The organism is Myxococcus sp. AM011, from assembly GCF_013372595.1.
GTDB lineage: Bacteria > Myxococcota > Myxococcia > Myxococcales > Myxococcaceae > Myxococcus > Myxococcus eversor.
In genome coordinates this window covers 1-22,314 of sequence record NZ_JABXEM010000036.1, presented here as the reverse complement: position 1 = coordinate 22,314, position 22,314 = coordinate 1, and the positions used below count along the sequence as shown (strand labels likewise).

General features: G+C 68.5%; 17 protein-coding genes. 9 read left to right on the top strand and 8 right to left on the bottom strand.

Annotation, left to right across the window (positions count from 1 at the left end):
- Nucleotides 1–98: 98 nt before the first annotated feature.
- The 5 genes from HUW62_RS10125 to HUW62_RS10105 are packed head-to-tail and all read left to right on the top strand — an operon-like array spanning nt 99 to nt 5,464.
- Nucleotides 99–1,445 carry a TIGR02270 family protein gene (locus HUW62_RS10125; RefSeq protein ID WP_176434299.1) on the top strand — a complete coding sequence of 449 codons (1,347 nt, stop codon included), beginning with the start codon at nt 99–101 and terminating at the stop codon, nt 1,443–1,445.
- The gene (locus HUW62_RS10120) at nt 1,435–2,508 is read left to right on the top strand and encodes a DUF2169 domain-containing protein (RefSeq protein ID WP_176434298.1); all 1,074 of its coding nucleotides are present in this window, start codon (nt 1,435–1,437) and stop codon (nt 2,506–2,508) included. The genes HUW62_RS10125 and HUW62_RS10120 overlap by 11 nt, the downstream gene beginning before the upstream one ends.
- Nucleotides 2,505–3,575 carry a hypothetical protein gene (locus HUW62_RS10115; RefSeq protein ID WP_176434297.1) on the top strand — a complete coding sequence of 357 codons (1,071 nt, stop codon included), beginning with the start codon at nt 2,505–2,507 and terminating at the stop codon, nt 3,573–3,575. Before HUW62_RS10120 ends, HUW62_RS10115 begins: the two co-directional genes overlap by 4 nt.
- Nucleotides 3,572–4,561 (top strand): PAAR-like domain-containing protein, encoded by a 990-nt coding sequence (locus HUW62_RS10110; protein ID WP_176434296.1) that lies wholly within the window; start codon nt 3,572–3,574, stop codon nt 4,559–4,561. Before HUW62_RS10115 ends, HUW62_RS10110 begins: the two co-directional genes overlap by 4 nt.
- A 36-nt stretch (nt 4,562–4,597) precedes the next feature.
- Nucleotides 4,598–5,464: a hypothetical protein gene (locus tag HUW62_RS10105; protein ID WP_176434295.1), complete on the top strand. Its 867-nt coding sequence runs from the start codon at nt 4,598–4,600 to the stop codon at nt 5,462–5,464.
- 127 nt (nt 5,465–5,591) lie between these two features.
- On the opposite strand, the gene HUW62_RS10100 is transcribed toward HUW62_RS10105, so the two are convergent.
- The 4 genes from HUW62_RS10100 to HUW62_RS10085 all read right to left on the bottom strand — a co-directional run bounded on the left by HUW62_RS10100 (nt 5,592) and on the right by HUW62_RS10085 (nt 9,740).
- On the bottom strand, nt 5,592–5,912 hold the full coding sequence (locus HUW62_RS10100; RefSeq protein WP_176434294.1) for a hypothetical protein: 321 nt from the start codon (nt 5,910–5,912) through the stop codon (nt 5,592–5,594).
- A 406-nt stretch (nt 5,913–6,318) separates the two neighbouring features.
- Nucleotides 6,319–7,083 (bottom strand): tetratricopeptide repeat protein, encoded by a 765-nt coding sequence (locus HUW62_RS10095; RefSeq protein WP_176434293.1) that lies wholly within the window; start codon nt 7,081–7,083, stop codon nt 6,319–6,321.
- The gene (locus HUW62_RS10090) at nt 7,080–8,618 is read right to left on the bottom strand and encodes an acetyl-CoA hydrolase/transferase C-terminal domain-containing protein (RefSeq protein ID WP_176434292.1); all 1,539 of its coding nucleotides are present in this window, start codon (nt 8,616–8,618) and stop codon (nt 7,080–7,082) included. Before HUW62_RS10090 ends, HUW62_RS10095 begins: the two co-directional genes overlap by 4 nt.
- Nucleotides 8,619–8,654: 36 nt before the next feature.
- Complete coding sequence (locus HUW62_RS10085; protein WP_163870233.1) at nt 8,655–9,740, bottom strand: hypothetical protein; 1,086 nt, start codon at nt 9,738–9,740, stop codon at nt 8,655–8,657.
- A 197-nt stretch (nt 9,741–9,937) separates the two neighbouring features.
- On the opposite strand from HUW62_RS10085, the gene HUW62_RS10080 reads away from it, so the two are divergent.
- Nucleotides 9,938–12,142 carry a M3 family metallopeptidase gene (locus HUW62_RS10080; protein ID WP_176434291.1) on the top strand — a complete coding sequence of 735 codons (2,205 nt, stop codon included), beginning with the start codon at nt 9,938–9,940 and terminating at the stop codon, nt 12,140–12,142.
- 72 nt (nt 12,143–12,214) lie between these two features.
- Here HUW62_RS10080 and HUW62_RS10075 read toward each other — a convergent pair whose 3' ends face one another.
- Nucleotides 12,215–13,975 carry a glycosyl hydrolase family 18 protein gene (locus HUW62_RS10075; protein ID WP_163870235.1) on the bottom strand — a complete coding sequence of 587 codons (1,761 nt, stop codon included), beginning with the start codon at nt 13,973–13,975 and terminating at the stop codon, nt 12,215–12,217.
- Nucleotides 13,976–14,174: 199 nt separating this feature from the next.
- Between HUW62_RS10075 and HUW62_RS10070 the strand changes: the two genes are divergently transcribed.
- The 3 genes from HUW62_RS10070 to HUW62_RS10060 all read left to right on the top strand — a co-directional run bounded on the left by HUW62_RS10070 (nt 14,175) and on the right by HUW62_RS10060 (nt 19,344).
- Entirely contained in the window at nt 14,175–15,635 is a 1,461-nt protein-coding gene (locus HUW62_RS10070) for a M20 family peptidase (protein WP_176434290.1), read from the top strand.
- Between the two features lie 223 nt (nt 15,636–15,858).
- Nucleotides 15,859–17,661 carry a DUF4215 domain-containing protein gene (locus tag HUW62_RS10065; protein WP_176434289.1) on the top strand — a complete coding sequence of 601 codons (1,803 nt, stop codon included), beginning with the start codon at nt 15,859–15,861 and terminating at the stop codon, nt 17,659–17,661.
- A gap of 225 nt (nt 17,662–17,886) precedes the next feature.
- Entirely contained in the window at nt 17,887–19,344 is a 1,458-nt protein-coding gene (locus HUW62_RS10060) for a hypothetical protein (RefSeq protein ID WP_176434288.1), read from the top strand.
- Nucleotides 19,345–19,375: 31 nt separating this feature from the next.
- On the opposite strand, the gene HUW62_RS10055 is transcribed toward HUW62_RS10060, so the two are convergent.
- The 3 genes from HUW62_RS10055 to HUW62_RS10045 all read right to left on the bottom strand — a co-directional run.
- Nucleotides 19,376–20,086, bottom strand: coding sequence for a hypothetical protein (locus HUW62_RS10055; protein ID WP_176434287.1), 711 nt, complete (start codon nt 20,084–20,086; stop codon nt 19,376–19,378).
- A gap of 202 nt (nt 20,087–20,288) precedes the next feature.
- Entirely contained in the window at nt 20,289–21,098 is an 810-nt protein-coding gene (locus tag HUW62_RS10050) for an SAM-dependent methyltransferase (protein WP_176434286.1), read from the bottom strand.
- Nucleotides 21,099–21,142: 44 nt separating this feature from the next.
- Nucleotides 21,143–22,314 (bottom strand): Kelch repeat-containing protein (locus tag HUW62_RS10045; protein WP_368670378.1); only part of this gene is annotated, 1,172 nt, incomplete at its 5' end.

The following is a 22,314-nucleotide window of genomic DNA, read 5'->3' as shown; positions in this document are numbered from 1 at the left end:
GGATGTAGGCTGCCTGGGTTCACTCCGCGTGGACAGTCTTCCCCGGGAATTGTGTAGTCTTTGGGGGGATGAACACCCTGGCCCAATCAATCTTTGCCATGGAGCGGCGTCCCGAGGATGTACTGTGGGATGTCGTCGAGCGGCATCTGGAAGAGGCGTCGTTCCTGTGGGAGCAATGGGCTCGGCACCTCTTCACGGTGGACTTCACGTTGGCGGAACTGGAGGAGCGCCTGGAGTCGCGATTGCTGGCGCATCTCCAGGGGTTGGTGGTGGGAGGCGCGCCGGTGGCCGAGCGGCTTTTGTTGCCGTTGCTCGAACTCGAAGAGGACTCCGTGGAGGAGGAGCCTTTGCGTGTCAGCGCCGGGGCGCGAGTGCTTCTGGATGGTTGGAATGAGCCCGCGGCCCATGCGGTGTTCGACTCCTTCGCGCGTGCTGGCCCGGTCCTGAGAAGTGCTCTCCAGCGGGCCCTGGAGTTCAGCGAACGGCGGGATGTCGCCAGACGCCTGGGGCCGTACCTCGTGGAGGGTGGGCCAGAGCTCCAGTCCGCCGTGCTGGAGGTCCTGGCCTTTCGTGAAGAGGCGCCTCAAGTGTCGCTGGAGGCCTTCCTGCTTGGAGAGGACCCCCGCGTCGCGCTGTCTGCTTTACACCTGCTCGAGGCCCTTCCTCAGCTCCCAATCGGGGCTGACGTGTTGCGAAAGCTGTTCGCGCACCCGGCGCTTCGCGAGTCGGCCCTCGCGGTGGGACTCCTGCGGGGGCATCGAGAGGCCTGGACCCAGTGTTCACAGGCTGTCGCCGCGCGTGTGCCGTGTGAGCGCTCGTTGTACGTCTTGACCTCGCTTCTGGGCGGACGCGAGGACCTTCGATGGTTGGTCGAGCACCTCGAGACGCCTCGGCTGAGAGGGGAGGTGCTCTGGGCGCTGGGGTTCAGCGGACGCGTGGAGGCTGCCGATGCGTGTGTGGAGTTGCTCGGGGACAAGCTCCACGGGCGCGTTGCCGCGGAGGCATTCCGCGCCATCACCGGACTGGTGCTGGAGCAGCCATTCGTCCAGGAATCTCCCGATGATGGACCGGAGGACCTCCCTCTGGAGGAGGACCTCGACGCGGACCTCGCGCTCACTCCCGAGGCCAGCCTGCCGGTGCCGGAGCCCGAGGCCATCCGCGAGTGGTGGCGGACGCAGCGGAGTCGTTTCGACGTGAAGACTCGCTACCTGGAGGGCAGGCCCTGGAGCGGCGAAGTCCTCATGGCGGCGCTCGAGACGGTGCCCATGCGGCGTCGACACGTGCTCGCCAGGCAACTGGCGCTCGAGAGCCGTGGGGCCTTCCGGCTGAACACTCTCGCGAGTACGCGCCGACAACGACGACAACTCACACACCTCCAGGAACTGCTCGCGTCAGCAGGACGCGCTGCTGGCTCTTGGAGGCCCTGGAGGGGGCATGATGATTGATAACCTGCTGGCACCGTTCCAGGCGGAGCTGGCTCTCTCCACGGACAAACACGGCCACGAGCACGTCGTCGCCGTCGTCAAGGGCACGTTCGACGTCGGGCCCGATGGGACGTGTACGCCCGCTGCGGAGCAGCGGCCTCTCGTCAGGGCCGACCTCTTTCATGGGGAGCCAGGTCTCAGCAGCGAGCGATGGGAGTCGGACTTCGCGTTGCGAAAGCCCCGCACGGATGTCCTCGTGCTGGGCCACGCCTGGGCACCCGGTGGCAAGCCCACCGAGTCGCTGCTGGTGGGGCTGAAGCTCGGCTCCGTGCGCAAGGTCCTCCAGGTCTTCGGGGACAGGGTCTGGGAGCGCGGATGGGTGGGAGGACTGCGCCCGTCGAGCCCTCGGCCCTTCCTCAAGGTGCCATTGCTCTACGAACGAGCCTTCGGGGGCGCGGATCGCACCCACTCGGATGCTCGGCGGCATGTGTACGAGGAAGCCAACCTCGTGGGCGTCGGCCTTCATGCCCGTGGCCATGAGGGCATTCGTGACACGCCACTGCCCAACCTGGAGGACCCGCAGCAGCTCATCTCCCGTCCCACGGACCGGCCTCGGCCGATGGGGCTGGGCTTCATCGGACGCAACTGGTTGCCCAGGCGCACCTATGCGGGCACGTATGACCAGGACTGGCGTGACTCGCGCTACCCCTTCCTCCCGCTCGACTTCGACGACCTCTACTTTCAGGGCGCCCCGGAGGACCAGACCTGTGCACACCTCGAAGGCGGTGAGCAGGTGATCCTCACGGGGATGACTCCCGAGGGCCGCTGGCAGTTCACGCTCCCCGTCCGCTCCGTTCCCGTCACGTTGCACTACCACTCGGGCCCACGCACGTTCCCGGGACGGCTCGACACCCTCGTGCTCCTTCCCGACGAGAAGCGGTGCGCGCTGGTCTGGAGGGCCACCGCCCGACTGGAAGGCAAGCCCACCCATCTTCGAGAAGTCCAGGTGGGCACGACCCCTGGGCGTGAGCGCGCGGCGCGAACTGGCAAACGCTACATCCGTTGGGGACGGGGGGCGGCATGAGCGTGTTGGAGCGCGGGGCGCCGGGGGCGAAGCTGCTGGTCCAGGGCGTGGGCATGGTGTGTTCCGTCGGCATGGACGCTGCCTCGGCCAGCGCCGCGGTGCGGGCTCGCATCCGCCGCTTCCAGGAGCTCCCATTCCACGACACACAGCATCGCCCTATCATCGGCGCTCATGTTCCCGAAGCCACTCGCTCGGTCCAGGGCTTCCGTCGATGTGTGCCCCTGTTGGTTCGCGCGCTGGAGGAATGCAGAGCGCGTCACGAGAGCTGGGTGGGGGCCGCGAAGAAGCCCGTGCCCTTGCTGCTCGCGCTCGCCGGACCGGAGCGAGACGACCTTCCCGAAGATCTGGGCGCTCGGGTCCTGAAAGAGGTCCAGTCACAGTGCGCGGAGCCGTTCGGTCCGGGGTCACGCGCCTTTCGAATGGGAGCAGCCGGTATCTTCCACGCCCTGGAGACGGCGGCAGGAATGTTGGCGCGTCACGAGTGCGATGCCTGCCTCGTCGCCGCGGCGGACTCGCTGGTGACCCACAAGGCGCTTCACTGGCTCGAACTCCAGGACCGCCTGAAGACGGAGACGAACTCGGATGGCGTGATTCCCTCCGAGGCCGCCGCGGCGCTCTGGGTGACGCGAGCGAGGCCGCAGACGCCCTCGCTGCTGGACATCCTGGGCATGGGGCACTCAGAGGAGCCGTCGTTCGGGAAGCAGGACGCCGCGAATCTGGCGGAGGGGCTGGCCCTCGCGCTGCGCCGGGCCTTGGTTGATTCGAGACTCTCGCTGGGCGACGTGGACTTTCGCGTGGGAGATGTCGCGGGTGAGAGGACGGCTTTCATGGAGGCCTCCACCGCCTTTGCCCGGCTCCTTCGCGAGCCGAGACCGTCATTTCCGCTCTGGCTTCCCGCGGAAGTCCTGGGGGACGTAGGGGCCGCGCTTCCCGCGTGCATGTTGGTTCTCACGGCCGTGGGCATGGCGCACGGAGACGCACCGGGCTGCACGGCCCTCTTGTTCGCGTCGTCACGAGGTGCGGAGCGAGCCGCGTGTGTGGTGGCTGCGCCCGGAAGGAGCGGATGATGGGAAACAATACCTATGCGAATGGACGCTCCATCTCCTGCAAGACAGGGTCGGGGCAGGTGACGGCCGCGTTTCCGGATGTCTGTCTTTCGCCGCCGGGGCCGCCCGCGGGGCCCCTTCCCTTGCCATACCCGCTCTTCTCCTCCTCGTCGGACATGACGGGCGGGAGCAAGACGGTGCTCATTGGCGGCAAGGAGGCGATGCTCCGCGACAAGTCCTATTTCAAGAAATGCACGGGGGACGAGGCGGCCACGAAGTCCTTTGGACAGGGCGTCGTCACCCACCAGCTCTCAGGCAAGGTGTATTTCGCGTCGTGGTCCATGGACGTGCAGTTCGAGGGTGAGAACGTTGTTCGTCACCTGGACATGACGACCTCGAATCACGCGAGCACACCTGGCAACGAATCCGTTCCCACGCCCGAACTGGAGGCCATGGCGCCGCCAGACCCGGGGAAGTGCGCCGAGGTCCTGGCCCGCTATCCGGTGCAGTCCTATGGGGAGCAGAAGAAGAAGATGAAGGGGCCGCATGAGGGTTCTCAGTCCCACCATGTCGTCCAGAACGCCCACTTCCAGGAGGGGCGTGGTTCGGGCAGCCCCATGACGGTTGCCGGAGGGTGCCCGAACTACACGGAGAATGCCGGGCCCTGCATTCCGCTCGACGATGGGTCCGACATCACCACCGAGCATGGGTGGCTTTCTCGGATGCAGAAGGACCGCGCCCGCTTCTATCGGCGGCGCCACAAGGCCACGGGAAAGAATGTCACCTACCCGGAAGCCCGCGAGGACTGCCAGGACCAGCTCTGCTCACCGCCTCCCGGACCCGGACTGACGAAGGAAGAAGCCGAGTGCATCCTCATCGAGGTCGACAGGAAATTCATTGAGATCTGTGGAGGGACTGGCAACTTGGAGCTTCGACCTCCCGGCCTGCGAAAGAAGTGGAAGCCTTCAGCGGCACCCACGGGAGCGAACGAGGGAGCGACTTTCTAGTTGCTCCGGACTTGAATGGGATTCTGGAGGGATGGAATGAGCACCGCGCCGGACCATCATACGAGCTTCATCAGCATCGTCGGGACGAACCTCCGTGATCTGCAGATGCTGGCGAACCTGTCGCCACCCGTGGATGACCCCGAATCCATTGTCACGGTCATCGTATCGATGGTCCATGAGGGGAGCATCACGTGGACGAAGCTGCAGGAGGTCGATGTCTGGGCGACGGACCTGTCACGGTCTTCCTCGGGACGGCTGTATGCGGTCGACATGGAAGGGCAGCTTCACTTCACGGATTCGAAGGGGGGCTGGAAGAGCCGGGACCTCGGCTGTCCGGATGGACTGGTGTCGCTCTGGGTGGCGTCGGATGACCTGATGTTCGTCGCCGGGGACCACGGGGAGCGCGTACGGGTCTCCGGGAAGCAGGTGGACGTCGTCCGGGACGAACAGGAGCGTCGGCTGAACGCCGTTCATGGCTGCTCCGCGGATGAGGTCTACATGGTCGGTGAGAAGGGTGCGCTCTTCCGATATCAGGGACAGGCATGGTCGGAACTGGAGTCTCCGACCAACTACACCTTGCTCACGGTCCTCTGTCGTTCGCCCAGGGAGGTCTACATCGCAGGGGCGCGCGGCGTGTTGTTCAAGGGAGACGGCGATACCTGGGAGCAGCTCAATGCGCCCGTGGTGAACATCACCAGCCTCGCCTGGTATCAGGACGCCTTGTATGTCGCAGCGGGCAAGGACGGCGTCTTCTGCCTGGGCCCCCGGGGCCTCGAAAAGATCAAGGACGTCACGCTCTATCGCTTGAGTGCGATTGGGGACCATCTCTTCGGCCTCGGCGGGCGGCTCGTCGCCCGGTTCGATGGCAAGGGATGGTGGGGTGGGCAGGTGACCAGCCTCTGAAGAGGACTGGAGGGCCTCCTCGCCGAGGCCCTCCGGGTGCTGCTTCCGCGTAGCTACTGGGTGCGCTGGCGCCGCTCAGGGGAGCGCAAGTGGCATCTGTCTGGATTTTTGGGGTTGTTGCCGCGCGTCAGAAGCACTCTTCATACCAGTCTTGGATCTGGTAGGGGGTTCTGATGCCAGTACGCGTAGGTGTTCTGTCGCAAACGCACTGCTCGTAGCCGACCACCGTGGTGTAGGTGGCGTCGCTGTAATAAGTGATAGAATAATCGGCCGTACAGCGAAGCAATGTGTCTTCGCGCGATGTCAAATCGGACGGCGTCCCTGGGTCGGCTTCGCCAGCTCCGCAGCCGAACTGAAATCCGAGAACGGTAAGACCCAGCATCAACAATGAACGCATTGCTCCTCCAGAGGGATGAGGCGCTCCATGTGGCTGTTGCATGAGCAGCATGCCACAACTCCTTGCGCGGTTGCAGGTGGGCGAACTCGATCCAGGGTATGTGAAAGACTTTGGTTTGCCTGGAGCCGGAGCCGCTGCCGGGGCCGTCAGGAGCCCTACGACGTCTGCATGAAGAGGGTGGCGTAGCTGCCGTTGCAATCCACCGCAAACAGTTGCTCATTGCCAGTCGACAGGATTCCGCAGGCCTTGCTCGGGTTTCCCAGTCGCTTCCGCCCCGAGAAGATGTTTTTCTCGGTCACCCCCTTGGCGAAGCCCCCGAAGAGCGTCTTCCATCCTCTCTCGGGAACGAATGGTTCCAGCTCGACGCCGTGGAGCGGTTGAACTCCACGGGTCGCATGGACAAACACGAAGACGGTTGTCCATGGCACTCCCTTCGACACCTTGAGATGGCTTGGATTCAGAGCGCGTCGAGCGCCGAACGCAGCGCGGCTGGCAGCGTGTCCGGGTCTCCCCGGCGCAAGGCGGACAGCCCCGCCTGGAAGTCCGTGCGCGCGCCGTCGACATCGCCGAGCCGTGCGCGCAGCACGCCGCGCTCGTGAAGCAGCTCGGGGTCGATGCCCTCTCCCTGTTGCAGGGAGAGCGCGGCCGTGAGGTCCTGGATGGCCTCTGCGAGCCTCCCCAGGCGGGCGCGACTGGTGGCCCGCTGCTGGATCAGCCAGGGGTTGTCCGGGTCCTCCGCGAGCGCGAGCGTCCAGTCCTGCTCGGCCTGGGTGTCTCGGCCCAGCGCCTCCAGGGACTCGGCGCGCTTCATGTGCAGCACGAGCGCCTTGCGATAGCCGCCGTCCACCAGCGCATCGAAGTCCGCGACGGCCTCGACATGGCGACCGAGCCGGGCGAGGCACAGCGCCCGGTGCAGGCGGGTCGTCCGGTGTCCAGGCGCCAGCTCCAGGACGCGCTCGAACCAGGGAAGGGCCTCGGCGGGCGCGCTCCCCCAGATGCCGAGCGTCATCGCCAGCTCCAGCAGCACACGCCCCAGCTTCGGATTCGCCTCCGCGAGCGAGCGGGCCAACGCGAGCGCCGTCGCGTACCGGCCACTCCTGCGCAGCCGGTCCAGCTCGCGAAGCTTCTCCGCGACGTCGGGAGGACACGGCTCGCGTCCATTGCGCTCACCGTCCTCCGGCCGCTCCAGTGGACGAGGCCTTGGGTCGTCCCGCTTCGTCATTCCGCCTCGGACTCCCCCGGGAAATCACGGCAGAGGGCGTCGTAGTCACGCCACCACGCATCCAGCACCTTCATGTCCGAGGTCTGGGGCTCGTCGCCCGGTCCCGCCATCTCCAGATATGCGTGCAGGAGCGGCCTGAAGTGCGGATGCGCGCACTGGTCGATGATGTCCATGGCCCGCCGCCTCGGCGAGCGGATGTCCATGTTGAGCGCGTAGCCATGCTCGGTGACGACGCACTTGATGTCGTGCTCCGTGTGGTCGATGTGCCGCACGTACGGCATCACGCAGCTCACCGTCCGGCCGTCCTTCAGCTTCCGCACGGAGGGCGTGTGCACGATGCTCAGGTACGCATTGCGGAAGAAGTCCCCGGAGCCGCCCAGCCCGTTGACGATGCGCGAGCCGTCGATGTGCGTCGAGTTGACGTGCCCGTAGATGTCCACCTCGATGGGCGTGTTCATCGCGATGACGAAGAGGCGGGAGATGATTTCGGGGCTGTTCGACAGCCACATCGGCCGCAACACCAGCCGCTCCCGACACCGCTCGAACATCTGCTGGAACTTCGCGCGCCCCTCGGCCGAGAAGGACACCGCCGTGGCGGACGCGTACTCGAACTTCGCGTCGTCCTCCACGTAGCGCAGCATTCCGTCCTGGAAGACCTCGGTCCAGAATCGAATCTTCTGGAAGGGTGACGCGTACAGCTCGCCGATGATGGCGTTGGCCACGTTGCCCACGCCGGACTGGATGGGCGGCATGCGCTTGCCCCACTGGAACTGCTCACGGCAGCGCAGCAGGAACTCCACCACGTTCTGTGCAATCCGCTTGTCCGTCGCGTTCGCCGCCTTGAAGGGCACCGGGTGGTCCGGCGTCCGCGACTCCACCACCGCCACCACCTTGCTCGCGTCAATCTCCACGTAGGGATTGCCGATGCGGTCCCTCACGTTGAGCAGGGGCAGCGGCCAGCCCACGTGCGGGTGCACCGTGGGCAGGACGATGTCGTGGAACCCCGTGTAGTCCGGCACGGAGGTGTTCACCTCGAGGATGATCTTCTTCGCCTTCGCGAGCGCCTCCGCGCTGACGCCCACCGACGAGCCGAGGATGACGCTGCCGTTGGGCCGGATGCGCGACACCTCCACCACCGCCACGTCGATGTCGCCGTAGAAGCCGTACATCAGGTTGCGCGCGAAGGCGGACAGGTGGACGTCCGTGAAGTCCATCTCCCCCGCGTGGATGCGACGGCGCGACGCCGACGAGGACATGTAGGGCCCGCGCTTGCGGATGAAGGGCGCCATGGGCCCCTCCACGTCCTCGGAGAGCGAGGCGCCCGACAAGAGGGTGATGCGCGTCTGGGGCGCCGTCCGTGCCAGGTGCGAGGCCAGCGCGGGGAAGAACGTCTTGGGCTCCCCCGACTTGGTGAAGCCGCTGATGGCCACCGTGCAGCCATCGGTGACGTGCTTCACCGCCTCCTCGACGGGGACGACCTTGGCCAGCAGGCCGGCGTTCTGGATGCGGTCCTTCAGCGTGCTCGGTGCGTTCATGGGCGGCGGGAGGATGACACACTCGTGCCCGGTTCCTCAGCGGAAGCCCGGGGGGCGCCGCTTGTCCTCGTCCGACTCGTCGTCATCGACCTTCAGGCGGGCGCCTGGGGACAGCTCGAACACCAGCCCGAACTGCCAGAGATTCACCCGCTCCAGGAAGAGGATGTTGTAGTAGTCCTGGCCGTGGATGTAGCGCGCGAAGACGCCGAAGCCCGCGCCCCAGTACGGCAGCGCGGTGGCCTCGGCGCTCACCGTGGCCCCTCGGTGGGGCGTCTCTCCGAAGGGGGCTGACACGGCGATCTCCAACTGGAACCGGTGCTGATTCCAGAGGCGCTCGCCCAGCACGCTCACCCCCCAGTTCCCGTCGCCGTAGACGTTGCGCTGGTAGTCGGCGATGCCGCCGGGACCGACGGCCGTGTTCAGCTCCAGGAAGCTGCCGCCGCCCACGAGCCAGGCGCTGTCCAGTTCCTGATCCGCCGCCAGGGCGCCCAGTGCGTGCAGCTCTCCGCGCAGGAAGTTGGTGGAGAAGCTGCCGGTCAGCTCGTTGAGCGGGAGCTCTCCTTGCTCGGGCGGGGGCGAGCAGGCGCCGTTCACCCTCATCTGATTCGAGAAGTAGCACCCGTCCTGGCCATTCGAGTAGTGGCCCACGATGAGGTTGGCCGCGAGCATCAGGCCCCGCCGCGCGCGGGCGTTCTCCTTCGGGCCCGGCAGCATGCGCAGGTGCGCCACCTGGAACGTGGCCTTGGGGATGTAGGACGGCGGGATGACGGGAGCGCTGGGCGTGTTGAGCAGCCGAAGATGGATGGACGGCGTGAGCACCGCCGACAGGAACCACTCGCCCGTCTTCTTCCGGAAGTGACCCGCGTGGAGCTGGGGAAAGAAGAGATTGGGGGCGACCTGCGCCTCGAACAGCAGCGGCGCGGGTGAATACGGGTCTCCCACGCGGCGGATGTGGCTGGGTGAGCCGAAGACGTAGCTGCGGTCCAGGAAGAAGGGGGTGGGGGCGCTGAACTCCCATCTCCAATCCGACCCGAAGGCGGGGGCGGCGACGAGCAGGAGGGCGACCAGTGCTGGCAGCGACGTCCTCGCCCTGGACTGGCGTCTTCCTGTCACGTTCCACATGGGGCGCTCCCGCCGACGAAGGGGGGCGTGAGTCGCCCGGACCGCGTCGACGGATGCTCTAGCCCGCTTCAAGGGGGCGCTCACCCGGACGGCGGGGCGTGTGTCCGCGGCCGGGAAGAGTCCGCCCCCTGAACGTGTTGGGCGCCCCGATTCCGTGCTTTGGTGCACACCCCTTTTCGTCGGGAGAAACACTTTTCATGCGCAACCTCTTCTTCGCCAGCGCGGGCGTGGCCGCGCTCGTCTCCTCCGGCTGTGCGACGACGTCCCCGGAGCCTCGCCCCGAAGTCGCCGCTCCGGCCGCTCCGAGCGAGGCCGTCGCGCCGGTGGCCCCCCAGATTCCCCTGCTGGCGAAGTGGTCCGGCCCGCACGGCGGCGTGCCTCCCTTCGCCCAGGTGAAGGTGGACGACTTCAAGCCCGCGATATCGGCGGCGATGGACGAGTACCGCCGGGAGCTGGCGGCCATCGCGAGCAACCCCGCCGCGCCCGACTTCGAGAACACGCTGGCCGCGCTGGAGAACGCGGGCCGGACGTACGCGAACGTGGAGACGCTCTACGGCATCTGGGGCTCGTCCCTGAGCAGCCCGGAGTTCCAGGCCGTGGAGCGGGAGATGGCGCCCCGCTTCGCCGCCTTCGAGGACGAGGTCACCCAGAACGAGGGCCTCTTCCGGCGCATCGAGGCCGTCTACCAGTCCCCCGACAAGGCGAAGCTGTCGCCCGAGCAGCAGCGGCTGGCGTGGCTGCACTACACGCGCTTCGTGCGCTCCGGCGCGAAGCTGGACGCGGCGGCGAAGACGCGGCTGGGCGCCATCAACCAGCGCCTCGCGTCGCTCTACACGTCCTTCAGCCAGCACGTGCTCGGCGACGAGGAGGGCTACACCGTCGTCCTGGAGTCCGAGGCGGACCTGGCGGGCCTGCCCGACTCCGTGCGCGCGGGAGCCGCCGCCGCGGCCGAGGCGCGGGGCCAGAAGGGCAAGTGGATCATCACCAACACGCGCTCCTCCATGGAGCCGTTCCTGACCTACTCGTCGCGCCGTGACTTGCGCGAGAAGGTCTGGCGCAACTACGTCAACCGGGGCGACAACGGAGACGCGCGCGACAACAACGCCATCATCTCGGAGGTCCTCAAGCTGCGCGCCGAGCGCGCGAAGCTCCTGGGCTACGCCACGCACGCGCACTGGCGCCTGGAGAACGCCATGGCCCGCACGCCCGAGCGCGCCATGGAGCTGATGGAGGCGGTGTGGAAGCCCGCCGTGGCCCGTGTCCGCGAGGAGGTCGCCGACATGCAGAAGGTGGCCGACAAGGAGCGCGCGAAGCTGAAGATTGAGCCCTGGGACTACCGCTTCTACGCGGAGAAGGTCCGCAAGGCGAAGTACGACCTGGACCAGAACGAGGTGAAGCCCTACCTCCAGTTGGAGAAGCTGCGCGAGGGCATGTTCTGGGTGGCCGGTGAGCTGCTCGGCTTCGCCTTCACGCCAGTGACGGACGTGCCCGTCTACCACCCGGATGTCCGCGTCTGGGAGGTGAAGGACCAGGCCACCGGCCGTCACGTGGGCCTGTGGTACTTCGACCCGTACGCGCGCCCGGGCAAGCGCTCCGGCGCGTGGATGAACGCGTACCGCAACCAGGAGCGGTTCCGGGGCGAGGTGACGACCATCGTCTCCAACAACTCCAACTTCGTGAAGGGCACGCCCGGCGAGGCGGTGCTCATCTCCTGGGAGGACGCGAGCACGCTGTTCCACGAGTTCGGCCACGCGCTGCACGGCCTCAGCTCGTCCGTCACCTATCCGTCGCTGGCCGGCACCAGCGTGGCGCGCGACTACGTGGAGTTCCCCTCGCAGCTCCTGGAGCACTGGCTGGCCACGCCCGAGGTCCTCAACACCTTCGCGCTGCACCACCAGACGGGCAAGCCCATCCCCCAGGCGCTGGTGGCGCGCATCGAAAAGGCCGCGACGTTCAACCAGGGCTTCGGCACGGTGGAGTACCTGTCCTCCGCGCTGGTGGACATGAAGCTGCACCTGGCGGGCGACGTGAACATCGACGCGGATGCCTTCGAGCGCGACACGCTCAAGGCGCTGGGCATGCCCAAGGAAATCGTCATGCGCCACCGCACGCCGCAGTTCGGCCACGTCTTCGCGAGCGACGGCTACTCGGCGGGCTACTACAGCTACCTGTGGTCCGACACGCTGACGGCGGACGCCTTCGAGGGCTTCACCGAGGGCAAGGGCGCCTACGACAAGGCGGTGGCGGAGAAGCTGCGCAAGAGCGTCTTCGCCGTGGGCAACACCGTGGACCCGGCGGAGGGCTACCGCGCCTTCCGCGGGCGCGACGCCGGCATCAACGCGCTGATGCGCAAGCGCGGCTTCCCGGTGCCCGCCGCCGCGCAGACGAAGTCGCAGCCCTGAGCGACTTCGTCCGGTGACACCCCCGGGGGCGCGAAGCACGGCCATCCGCCGCTTCGTGCCCCCGGAGCTTTTTCAGGGGTCCAGGAACGCGCGCTTCACGTCCATGAGCAGCTCGTGCCGCTTGCCCTGGGGCTCCCCGTCCCGGTGTCCCTGGTTGATGGTCCAGATGATGGTGCCTCCCAGGCCCTGCGAGCGCGCCCACTGGCCCTTGGCGAAGACGGACTGGCCATCCTCGTAGGAGATGTAGTTGCAGTGGCCCGGGCCATTCACGGAAGGGGAGGAGAGGTAGGGCGAGGCGGCCTTCTCGTCCCAGTGCCGCTCCGCCATCGGGAAGTAGTTCTTCATGATGTTGGCGTAGCTCATCGCGTTGTCGCTCTGGCCCTCGAGCACGTCGGGCCGGCCGTCCAGCGGCGTGCGAGGCTCCGTCACGCCCTGCCAGCAGGTGCCGAAGAACCCGATGCCCACGCCCAGCCGGCCGCGCGGCACGCCCGCCTTCAGGTAGCCCTCCACGGAGTAGGCGACGGAGGTGGGGCGGTTCGGGGCCTCGTCCTTGAGGGGACTGGAGTGCCAGCTCTCCCAGCCGCCCCAGTGGCCGCTCATCTTGTAGGACATGATGTTGAGCTGGTCGACGCGCTCGGCGAGCCGGGCCATGAACTTCTCCTCCACCTCCGGCATCCCGAAGTTGGAGTTGAGCCAGTTCACCGGCACGGTGATGATGATGTCCGGGCGCGCCGCGCGCAGCTCGTCAATCAGCGCGATGAGCAGCTCTCCGTCATTGCCCGCGGGCGGCAGGTTGATGGGCTCCCAGTCCAGGTCCAGCCCGTCGTAGCCCAGCTCCTCCATCGCCCGGATGAGCTCCTTCACGAAGACGATGCGGCTCTCCCCCGTGGACGCCAGCACGAACCCGTCGTGCTCACCGAAGCCGCCCACCATCAGCAGGGACTTCTTCCCCGCCAGCCGGGCCCCCGCCGACAGCGCCTTGGCGATGATGGGCCCTTCGTAGGCGGTGACGTCGAAGTCCGTGAAGAGCGTCCCGTCGTACCGGGGGCGCACGCGGCCCACCACGATGTGGGTCAGCCCGCTGAAATCCACATCCGCCGGCTTCAGCATGTCGCGCTGGTAGCCCACGTAGTAGCCCGACACCCAGCTCGCCGGCGCACCACCGGGGCGCGGCGTCACCGGGCCGGCCATCGCCGTGGGGCCCTCGCCCACCTCGTTGACGGCCCTCACCGTGAACACGTGCGGCTTGTCATTGGTCAGGTCCGGGATGCTCACGCTCGCGGCCGGCGCGTCCACCGTGACGGACCTGCCCCCAGGCTCGGCGGTGATGACGTACTTCGTGAGCGCGCGGCCCCCGTAGCTCGCAGGCTGCAGCCAGCTGACGTAGGCCTGCCCGTTGCCCGCCGTCGCCCGCACGGAGCGCGGCTGCCCGGGCACCGTGGGGTTGCTGATGGACATGCCCGGCATCGGCATCACCGGCACGGACGGGACGGAGGAGATGCCCTCGCCCCGGGCATTCACCGCGGAGACCTTGAACAGGTACTCGAAGCCATTGTTGAGGCCCATCACCGTGGCCTGACGCTCGCCCGCGCTGACGATGGCGCCGCCGCACGCGGGCTGGCAGCGCACCACGTAGTACAGGAGCGGATGGCCCCCGTCGCTCGTCGGAGGCGTCCACGTCACCAGCGCCTGGGAGTCCGCTGCCTGTGCCTCCACCGCGGACGGCTCGGCCGGAAGGCCCGGGCCCTCGTCACTCTTGCCGCATCCCCCGAGCAGCGCCCCCACTCCCACCGCCAGGACGAGCTGCCACTGCGCTGCGTGTCGAGTCTTCACCTGCGCACCTCATGGACCAAGCTACCGATTATACGGGGAAGCCTGACATTTCCTGTGCTGGAATTGTGTAGCAATACTGCATGTGATTACCCCAGGACAAGGGTTTGGCCTCGTCTCATATCTTGAGAAACCGAAGGCCGGGAAATGGACGTTCCCAGGTCGCCCGGTAGCTCCTTTGCTAGGTTGGGCGCACCCGCTCATGAAACGACTCCTCCTGTCCGTGGCCCTTGGGGTCAGTCTCCTCGTCGTGGTGCTGGTCGTCCGGACGCTGACGTTCCGCTCCCGGCAGGTGGTGCCGGAGCCGGCGACGGCGCTGACGGTGGACGCGGAGGCCCTGGCCTCGCGCCTGTCGGGGGCGCTGCGACTCAAGACGGTGGCCGCATCGGAGGGCACTCCCGCGGACGACGCGGCGTTCGAGGCCCTGCATTCCTACCTGCGAGAGCACTTCCCGCGCGTCCATGCCGAGCTGAAGCGCGAGCCGGTGGGGGCGCACTCGGTGCTCTACACGTGGCGGGGCACGGACGCCTCCCTGCGGCCGATGATGCTGCTGGGGCACCTGGACGTGGTGCCCGTGACGCCCGGCACGGAGGAGGCGTGGGCCCATCCCCCGTTCGACGGCGTGGTGGCGGACGGGTTCGTCTGGGGGCGCGGCGCGCTGGACGACAAGGGGAGCGTGCTGGCCCAGCTGGAAGCGGTGGAGGCGCTGCTGGCGGCGGGGGAGAAGCCCCGGCGCACGGTGCTGCTCGCGTTCGGCGCGGACGAAGAGGTCGGCGGCCAGGCGGGCGCGGTGGTCATCGCGAAGCTGCTCCAGGAGCGCGGCGTGCGGCTGGAGTCCGTGCTGGACGAGGGCGGCGTCATCACGTCCGGCACGGTGCCCGGCGTGAGCGCGCCGGTGGCGCTGGTGGGCACGTCCGAGAAGGGCTTCGTCAGCGTGGTGCTGACGGTGAAGGGGGAGGGCGGCCACTCGTCCATGCCGCCGCCGAGCACCGCGGTGGGCGTGCTGGCTTCCGCCGTGTCGAGGCTGGAGGCCGCGCCCATGTCCACGCGGCTCCAGGGTGGCAGCCGCGAGCTGTTCACCCGCGTGGGGCCGGAGATGCCGTTCGGCATGCGGCTGCTCTTCGCCAACCTCTGGCTCACCGAGCCGCTCGTGGTCTCCCAGCTCACCGCCAGGCCCACCACCAACGCGGCGGTGCGCACGACGACGGCCGTCACCGTGTTCCAGGGCGGCGTGAAGGACAACGTCCTGCCTCCGAGCGCTCGCGCGGTGGTGAACTTCCGCATCCTCCCGGGCGACAGCGTCGACAGCGTGCTCGCGCACGTGAAGGCCACCGTGGATGACGCGCGCGTGGAGGTGGGCACGCTGGACTTCCAGAGCGAGCCCTCGCCGGTGTCCCCCACCACTTCCGAATCCTGGCGCGAACTGGAGCGCTCGCTGCGCCAGGTGTTCCCCGAGGTCCTCGTGTCGCCGTACCTCAACGTGGCCGCCACCGACTCGCGGCACTTCGTGGGCTTGAGCGACAACGTCTACCGCTTCTTCCCCGTGCTACTTCAGCGCGAGGACCTGCCGCGCATCCACGGCAAGGACGAGCGCATCGCGGTGACGGCCTACGCGCAGGCCGTCCGCTTCTACGCCCAATACCTCCGAAACGCCGCGCGCTGAGACACCGCTTGAGACAGGCCCCCTGGCATCCAGGTCAGGGCGGCCGAGTCCGGGTCCGACACGTGCGCCATGGACGGGGATGTGGGTTTGAGACACGAAAACAGGTGATTCAGTCCGCTCTTCCTTCACATCTTCGCAATCCCCGCATTTTCACGGGTGGTGCGGGATGGTGGATGCGCAACCGCGTTGACACGCACCGCGTGCACTTCCAGCATCGGTGTCCATGGCGACCGTCCCCCCTGTTGGAACGCGGCTCGCGAGTCTCGTACTCGCCTCTCTTCTCTTCTCGATAATCGCATCCTCCTGCGGAGGCAGTGGCAGTGATGGCAAGCCCGACGGCGGTGGCGGTGGCCTCCCCGACGGTGGTGATGGCGGCGTCCTCTGTGACGGCGGCCCCTGTACGTCGGACCCCTGCGGAAACGGCACCCGCGAGACGGGTGAGGCGTGCGACGACAGCAACAAGGTGAGCGGTGACGGCTGCACCGCGACGTGCACCATCGAAGAGGGCTGGTCCTGCGAGGTCCCCGGTCAGGCCTGCGTCAAGCTGTTCGGCTGCGGCAACGGCAAGGTGGAGACCCCCGAGCAGTGTGATGACCGCAACGTGCTGTCCAACGACGGTTGCAGCGAGACGTGCACCATCGAGCCGGGCTGGAACTGCCCCTCCGTCGGCGGCCGGTGCCACGCCGCCAAGTGCAACGACGGCTACCGCGTCGGCGAGGAGGAGTGCGAGGACGGCAACGTCACGCCCAATGACGGCTGCTCGCCCACGTGCAAGCTCGAGGAGGGCTGGAAGTGCCCCACGGTCGGCGCGGCCTGCGCGAAGACGACGTGCGGTGACACCGTCATCGAGGGCACCGAGGAGTGCGACGACGGCAACAAGGACATGGGTGATGGCTGCTCGCCCACGTGCAAGCGCGAGCCGCGCTGCGCCAATGGCGTGTGCCAGGCCACCTGCGGCGACGGCATCATCCTGCCCAACGACACCTCCGAGCAGTGTGACGACGGCAACGCCCGCTCGAACGACGGCTGCTCGTCCACGTGCAAGCTGGAGTCGGGCTACGTGTGCCAGGTCATCCAGACGGAGCCGCCCGCGACCATCGCGCTCGCCGCCGTCTTCCGCGACTTCCGCGGGTATGACCTGCAGGCGCAGGGCGCGACTCCGCGTGGCCACATCGACTTCGAGAACGGGAACGGGGCCGAGAAGGGCATCGTGAAGACGAAGCTGGCCACGACGCTCGAGGGCAAGTCCTACCCGGGTGGCAAGCCCGAGTACGCCAAGACGGGCGTCGCCTCCGGCACCACGCATGGCGCGGCGGCCTTCCACCAGTGGTACACGGACACCCCTGGCTACAACAAGACCGTCGTCGGCACGCTGGACATGGTGCGCCAGGGCAATGGCTCGTACGAGTTCGACCAGGGGCGGTTCTTCCCGTTGAACGACCATCCGGATAGCTGGGTGGCCGCAGGCCTGGAGAACCTGCGCCTGGACAACGGGCAGCCCCAGCGGAGCCAGAACTTCAGCTTCACCAGCGAGGTGCGCTACTGGTTCCAGTACAAGGGCACCGAGCTGCTGAACTTCCGGGGTGACGACGACGTGTGGGTGTTCATCAACGGAACGCTCGCGCTGGACCTGGGCGGCGTCCATGGCGCCGAGAACGGCGAGGTCCGGGTGTCGACCCAGGCCGCCGCGCTCGGTCTGACGGTGGGCGGCATCTACGAAGTCGTGGTGTTCCAGGCCGAGCGCCACACGTCGGCGTCGTCCTACCGGCTGACGCTCAACAACTTCGAGACCAAGCGCACCGTCTGCGCCGCCACGTGCGGCAACGGCGAGGTGGACACGGGCGAGGAGTGCGACGACATCGTCAACGCCGGTGGCTACGGCCAGTGCGCGCCCGGCTGCGTGCTCGGCCCGCGCTGCGGCGATGGCAAGACGCAGTCGGAGGCTCCGGGCAACGAGGAGTGCGACGACGGCAACACCAACAGCAACGACGGCTGCAGCTCCACCTGCAAGGTGGAGATCGGCTGAGTCGTCTGTCGTGACGAGTCGCTCCTGGCCCGTGCGCCAGGGGCGGCTCGGGCCTTGCCGCCGCGCGCCAGGGTGTGAAACCCGGCGCGCGGTGGGGGCGAAGCGTGAGGCCCACGCGCTGGAGCCCGGCAGGTCCACTGGTCCCCCTGGGAACGGGCGTGGCCCTGGGGTCTGGAAGACCGCGAAGGCGGACGAGTGGGCGTCTGGTATCTTCCGCGCGACTCCATGATGTCCCTGCTCCCGCCGCGCGTGTTGCTGCTGCTGTCCCTGGTCCTGGCCGCTCCGGCCAGCGCGGCCAGTGGAAAGAGCACCCAGCCCGCAGCCGACGAGGTCATGGGCATGCTGCGCAAGGTGGAGACGGCCCGGGTGCGCGGGACGCTGCGCGTGCTCGACAGTGATTTGGAAGAGCAGGGGCGGACCCGGCCTCGGGACCTCATGCCGCGCGTCTACCGGGCATGGCTCACCTTCCCGGCGGACACCTGCTGGAACGAGCTGAAGGCCCTGGCCACGCTGGAGCCGGAGAACCCCTGGCCGCACCTGGGCATGGGGCTCATCTACATCCGCTGGGGCCTCTTGTCGGAGGCGAGAGGACCGCTGGCCGCCGCGAAGCGGACGTCGCCCGATTTCGCGCCCGCGCTGTGGGGCGAGGCGCTGCTGCTCCAGGCGGAGGGCAAGCCCGCGGAGGCGGAGGCGCGCCTGCGCGAGTCGCTGTCCAGGCTGGACGCGCCCCAGGTGCGCACCGCGCTGGGGTTGCTGCTGGCGGCGAAGCCCGGTCGGGAGGCGGAGGCGCGCGCGGAGCTGTCGCGCTCCGTGGACGCGTGGCCGGAGCAACCCGAGGCGCTGCGCAAGCTGGCCTCGCTGGCCCAGGCGGCCAAGGACGTGCGCGCGGCGGCGTCGGCGGGAGAGAAGCTGGTCGCCCTCAAGCCCGCGGACAGGGAGGCCCACCGGCTCCAGGCGGACCTGTGGTTCGCCGCGTCCGAGAAGGACAAGGCCGCGCGCTCGCTGGAGCGGTACGTGGAGCTGGGGGGCGCGGAGCCCGGGGCCCTGTCGCTGCTCGCCCGTGTCTACGCGGAGCTGTCGCGGCCCGCGGACGAGGAGAAGGCCCTGGTCCGTCTCATCGACGTGGAGCTGAAGGACGCGCAGCCGCACTTGCGACTGGCGGAGCTGACCGAGGCACGCGGGGATGCCGCCGCCAGCGAGGGCTTCCTGGTGAAGGCGTCCGAGCGGGCGCCGGAGCGCTCCGACATCCACGTGCGCCGGGCCCGGCTGTGCATGAAGCAGGAGCGCTGGAAGGACGCGCTGGTGTCCTACCGCGCGGCGCTGGCGGCCCCGGAGCGGAAGGTGCCGGAGGCGGAAGGAGAGACGGCGGACCTGGTGCGGCGCTTCCGCCTGCCCGCGACGCCGGCCAGGGGCGCGTCGGACAAAATCTACAACCGGGTGTCATTGGGCCTGGTGGCGCTCTACATGGAGCGCCTCAAGGAGCTGCCGGAGCTCAAGGGCAACCTCAAGCTCGGCGTCCAGGTGGACGCGTCCGGGAAGGCCACGCAGGTGAGCGTGCTCTACGACAGCCTGGGGGACCCCTTCATCGCGGGCCACGCGTACTTCGCGTTCCTGGACGCGCAGTACCCACCCGGCCAGGACGAGCCCGTCTTCCAGTACGTCTTCCGGCCGCCGCCCAGGTAGCGGCGGCCGGCCGGAAGGACTCCGTCCCGCGTCACTCGCCGTCGGACGGGCCGCTGCCGCCGTAACCCCGTGCCTCGCCGTTCAGCTTCTCCCAGTCGCTCCGGGCCTGGCGCTCCACGCGAAGGCGCTCGTCCACCTGGCGCTGCGCCTCCTCCGTGTTGCGCTGGGCGTTGGCCACCGCGCTGGTGAACTCGGCCTCCGACAGCTCCTTGGCGCGCACGTCATCGCTGTTGCGCAGCGCCACCAGCTCGGCCTGACGCAGGCGCGCGTCGGCCAGCTCCAGCTCGCGCTGACGCAGGTCCTTGCGAGCCTTCTGCGTATCGATGGCGCGCTGACGCCACAGGAGCTGGGCGTGAGCGGCCGCCTGCTTCGTCTCCGTGGTCTTCAGCTCGGACTGGGCTTGCGAGATGTTGGAGGCCCGGCCGGTCGCCTGCGCGGCCTCGACGGCCGTCTTGTTCGCATCCGTGGAGAGCCTGGCGGCCTCTTCATTGCGCTCGGCGACCTGGGCCGCGCGCTCCGCGTCCTTCACGGCGACCTCCGCGCGCTTCACCTCGTCCTGGGCCTTGAGGCGCTCCGCCTGGGCGTTGCGCACGTCGCCGAGCTGCGACTCGGGCACCCGCGCCATCCAGGACTCGTCGACCTGCTGTTTGCTCGCGGAGCGCGATGAGCTGCATCCGCCGAGCACCAGGGCCGTCCCCAACACCACACCCGTCAGCACCTGACGTCTTCTGTTCCGGAACATGATTCCTCCTCACCTGTCGCGAGTCGTTGCGTTGCCTGCTCGACACGGTAGGCACTCAGCGGTGGTGAGGCAGACGGCACTGCGGGGTTTCGGGTGTTCGATCCGCCAGGAGCCGGGCGATGGCCGTGTCGGTCTCCTGGAGGGCGACACCTCGGGAGAGGGCTCGCCCGCCGGCCTGCTCTCCCCAAGCGTCGCGCGGGCTTCAGCGCTTCTCGAGGATGACCGCGTAGAACTCGATGCCGACGCCCTCGCGGTCCTCCTCGGTGATGTGGTTCAGCGGCAGGCCCAGGAACTCCCGCACCGTCATCACCCCGCCGGGGCCGGGCGTCCACGGGCCGCACAGGTCCAGGTACTCGCGCAGCGAGTAGAGCTGGAAGGACTCGCCCATCTTCTGGAACATGCCGACGAACTGCTCCCACTTCGGCGTGCTCAATCCCGGGGCCTTCGTCTCGAAGGTCGCGAAGAGCTTCGAGCCGGGCGCGGCCCAGTCATACAAATCCTTGAAGAACTTCCGGTTCTCCTCCGAGGAGAGGAACACGGTGATGCCATTGGCGCCGAAGGCCACGCGCCGCTCTCCGTCGAGGAAGGCCTGCACGTCCGGGCGTTTCAGGTAGTCGCCCGCGGAGCGGATGTCGCATTCCAGGTAGCGCGTGTTCGGATTGTCCCCGAGCAGGTGTTTGCCGGTGGCGATGGTGAGCGGGTTGATGTCGCTGTAGAGCACCTTGGCCTTGGGCAGCACGGAGTGGACGTGGTCGCTCGTGGGCAGGCCGGACGCGAAGTCCACCCAGTGCCGGAAGCCGTCCGAGGACAGGCGCAGCGCGGCGGTGCGCAGACAGCCGCGCAGCATGCGCAGCCACTTCCGGGTGGAGGGCACCATCGAGAACATGAACTCCGCGGCCTGGCGGTCCACCTCGAAATGGTGGGTGCCTCCCAGGGTGTAGTCGTAGATGCGGGCGGCGTCGGGCACGTGGGGGTTGACGCCAGGGATGCGAGCCAGCTCCGGGTTGTCCATGCTGTCTCCGTCGGGGTGTGTGCTGAGGGAAAGAGGGACGGCCTTCAGGGCCGCCAGACCTCGGAGGTCGTCTCCAGCGAGCCATCGGGCGCCACGCGCGTGGTGCCCGCGACCAGGTACGCGCCGTCGCCCAGCGGGACGACCAGGTGCCCGGCGCGGCCGACGGCGAGCGGCATCCCGGGGCTCCATCGCCCGGTGTCCGGACTCCACACCTCCACGTCGGTGGCTTCACCGTAGGGGTCCGAGCGCAGCCCACCGGACACCGCGGCCCGTCCGTCCGCGAGCGCGGTGAGCGTGAAGCTGGAGCGGGCGAGGCCGAGCGCGCCCGTCGCGGTCCACTGCTCGGTGCGCGGGTCGAAGAGTTCGGCGCTCATGAGCACGGTGCCGTGGTTCCAGCCGCCCACGACGAGGATGCGTCCGTCGGACAAGGTGACGCCGGCGGCATCGTCCCGCTCCTCGGTGAGCGGATGGGGCGCGGTCCTCCATGTCCGGCCCGAGGGCTCCCAGACCTCGGTGCTCAGGTTGAGTGGGGGCGCCAGATGCTGGCCTTCGATGATGGCGAAGCCGAAGCCGTTGTCGCGTCCACCGGCGATGATGATTCGCTCGCCGCTCACGCACACGGGGCCGGTGTGGAAGATGCGAACCGTCTGGCCCGCGGGCTCCCACGCCGTGGCGCCGGGGCGCAGCAGCTCCGCGCGCGTTCCCCGCTCCAGGTCATGGTCGTGGTCCGAGCCCAGCACCACCACGGTGCCGTCCGGCAGCACGTGCGCGACGGGGTTCGAGCGCGCCGCCAGCAGCGTCGGCCCCGGAACGAAGCGTCGGGTGTCCGGCTCCCAGAAGAGGGTGCTGTCCAGCTCCGGGCGCGGGTTGTCCCTCCCGCCGATGAGCAGCACGCGGCCGCCCGGCAGCGCCACCGCGGCGTGGTCCTGCCGGGGTTCGGGCAGCCCGGGCACTTCCAGCCACTCCTCCCGCGAGGTGTCCCAGAACGCCGCGCCCGCGGAGGTCCGGGGCGTGGAGCCACCGCCGTCCTTGTGCCAGCCCTGTCCCCCCGCGAGCAGCGCCCCGCTGGCAACGGCCGTCAGGCTGAACCCATCGAGCCAGAGGCCGGAGTAGGGGACGCGCCTGCGCGCGGTGGAGGGCGGTTTCGCGGTCATCGCGTCATCGTATTCCGACCCCGCCCTCGGGCGCTCCTGGCCGGGGGAGGTCTCCGGTGACC

Excerpts from the sequence above, each read along its gene's own strand:
- HUW62_RS10125 (WP_176434299.1), top strand. The coding sequence starts at position 99 with ATGGAGCGGCGTCCCGAGGATGTACTGTGGGATGTCGTCGAGCGGCAT.
- HUW62_RS10120 (WP_176434298.1), top strand. The coding sequence starts at position 1,435 with ATGATGATTGATAACCTGCTGGCACCGTTCCAGGCGGAGCTGGCTCTC.
- HUW62_RS10115 (WP_176434297.1), top strand. The coding sequence starts at position 2,505 with ATGAGCGTGTTGGAGCGCGGGGCGCCGGGGGCGAAGCTGCTGGTCCAG.
- HUW62_RS10110 (WP_176434296.1), top strand. The coding sequence starts at position 3,572 with ATGATGGGAAACAATACCTATGCGAATGGACGCTCCATCTCCTGCAAG.
- HUW62_RS10105 (WP_176434295.1), top strand. The coding sequence starts at position 4,598 with ATGAGCACCGCGCCGGACCATCATACGAGCTTCATCAGCATCGTCGGG.
- HUW62_RS10100 (WP_176434294.1), bottom strand. The coding sequence starts at position 5,912 with ATGCTGCTCATGCAACAGCCACATGGAGCGCCTCATCCCTCTGGAGGA.
- HUW62_RS10095 (WP_176434293.1), bottom strand. The coding sequence starts at position 7,083 with ATGACGAAGCGGGACGACCCAAGGCCTCGTCCACTGGAGCGGCCGGAG.
- HUW62_RS10090 (WP_176434292.1), bottom strand. The coding sequence starts at position 8,618 with ATGAACGCACCGAGCACGCTGAAGGACCGCATCCAGAACGCCGGCCTG.
- HUW62_RS10085 (WP_163870233.1), bottom strand. The coding sequence starts at position 9,740 with ATGTGGAACGTGACAGGAAGACGCCAGTCCAGGGCGAGGACGTCGCTG.
- HUW62_RS10080 (WP_176434291.1), top strand. The coding sequence starts at position 9,938 with ATGCGCAACCTCTTCTTCGCCAGCGCGGGCGTGGCCGCGCTCGTCTCC.
- HUW62_RS10070 (WP_176434290.1), top strand. The coding sequence starts at position 14,175 with ATGAAACGACTCCTCCTGTCCGTGGCCCTTGGGGTCAGTCTCCTCGTC.
- HUW62_RS10065 (WP_176434289.1), top strand. The coding sequence starts at position 15,859 with ATGGCGACCGTCCCCCCTGTTGGAACGCGGCTCGCGAGTCTCGTACTC.
- HUW62_RS10060 (WP_176434288.1), top strand. The coding sequence starts at position 17,887 with ATGATGTCCCTGCTCCCGCCGCGCGTGTTGCTGCTGCTGTCCCTGGTC.
- HUW62_RS10055 (WP_176434287.1), bottom strand. The coding sequence starts at position 20,086 with ATGTTCCGGAACAGAAGACGTCAGGTGCTGACGGGTGTGGTGTTGGGG.
- HUW62_RS10050 (WP_176434286.1), bottom strand. The coding sequence starts at position 21,098 with ATGGACAACCCGGAGCTGGCTCGCATCCCTGGCGTCAACCCCCACGTG.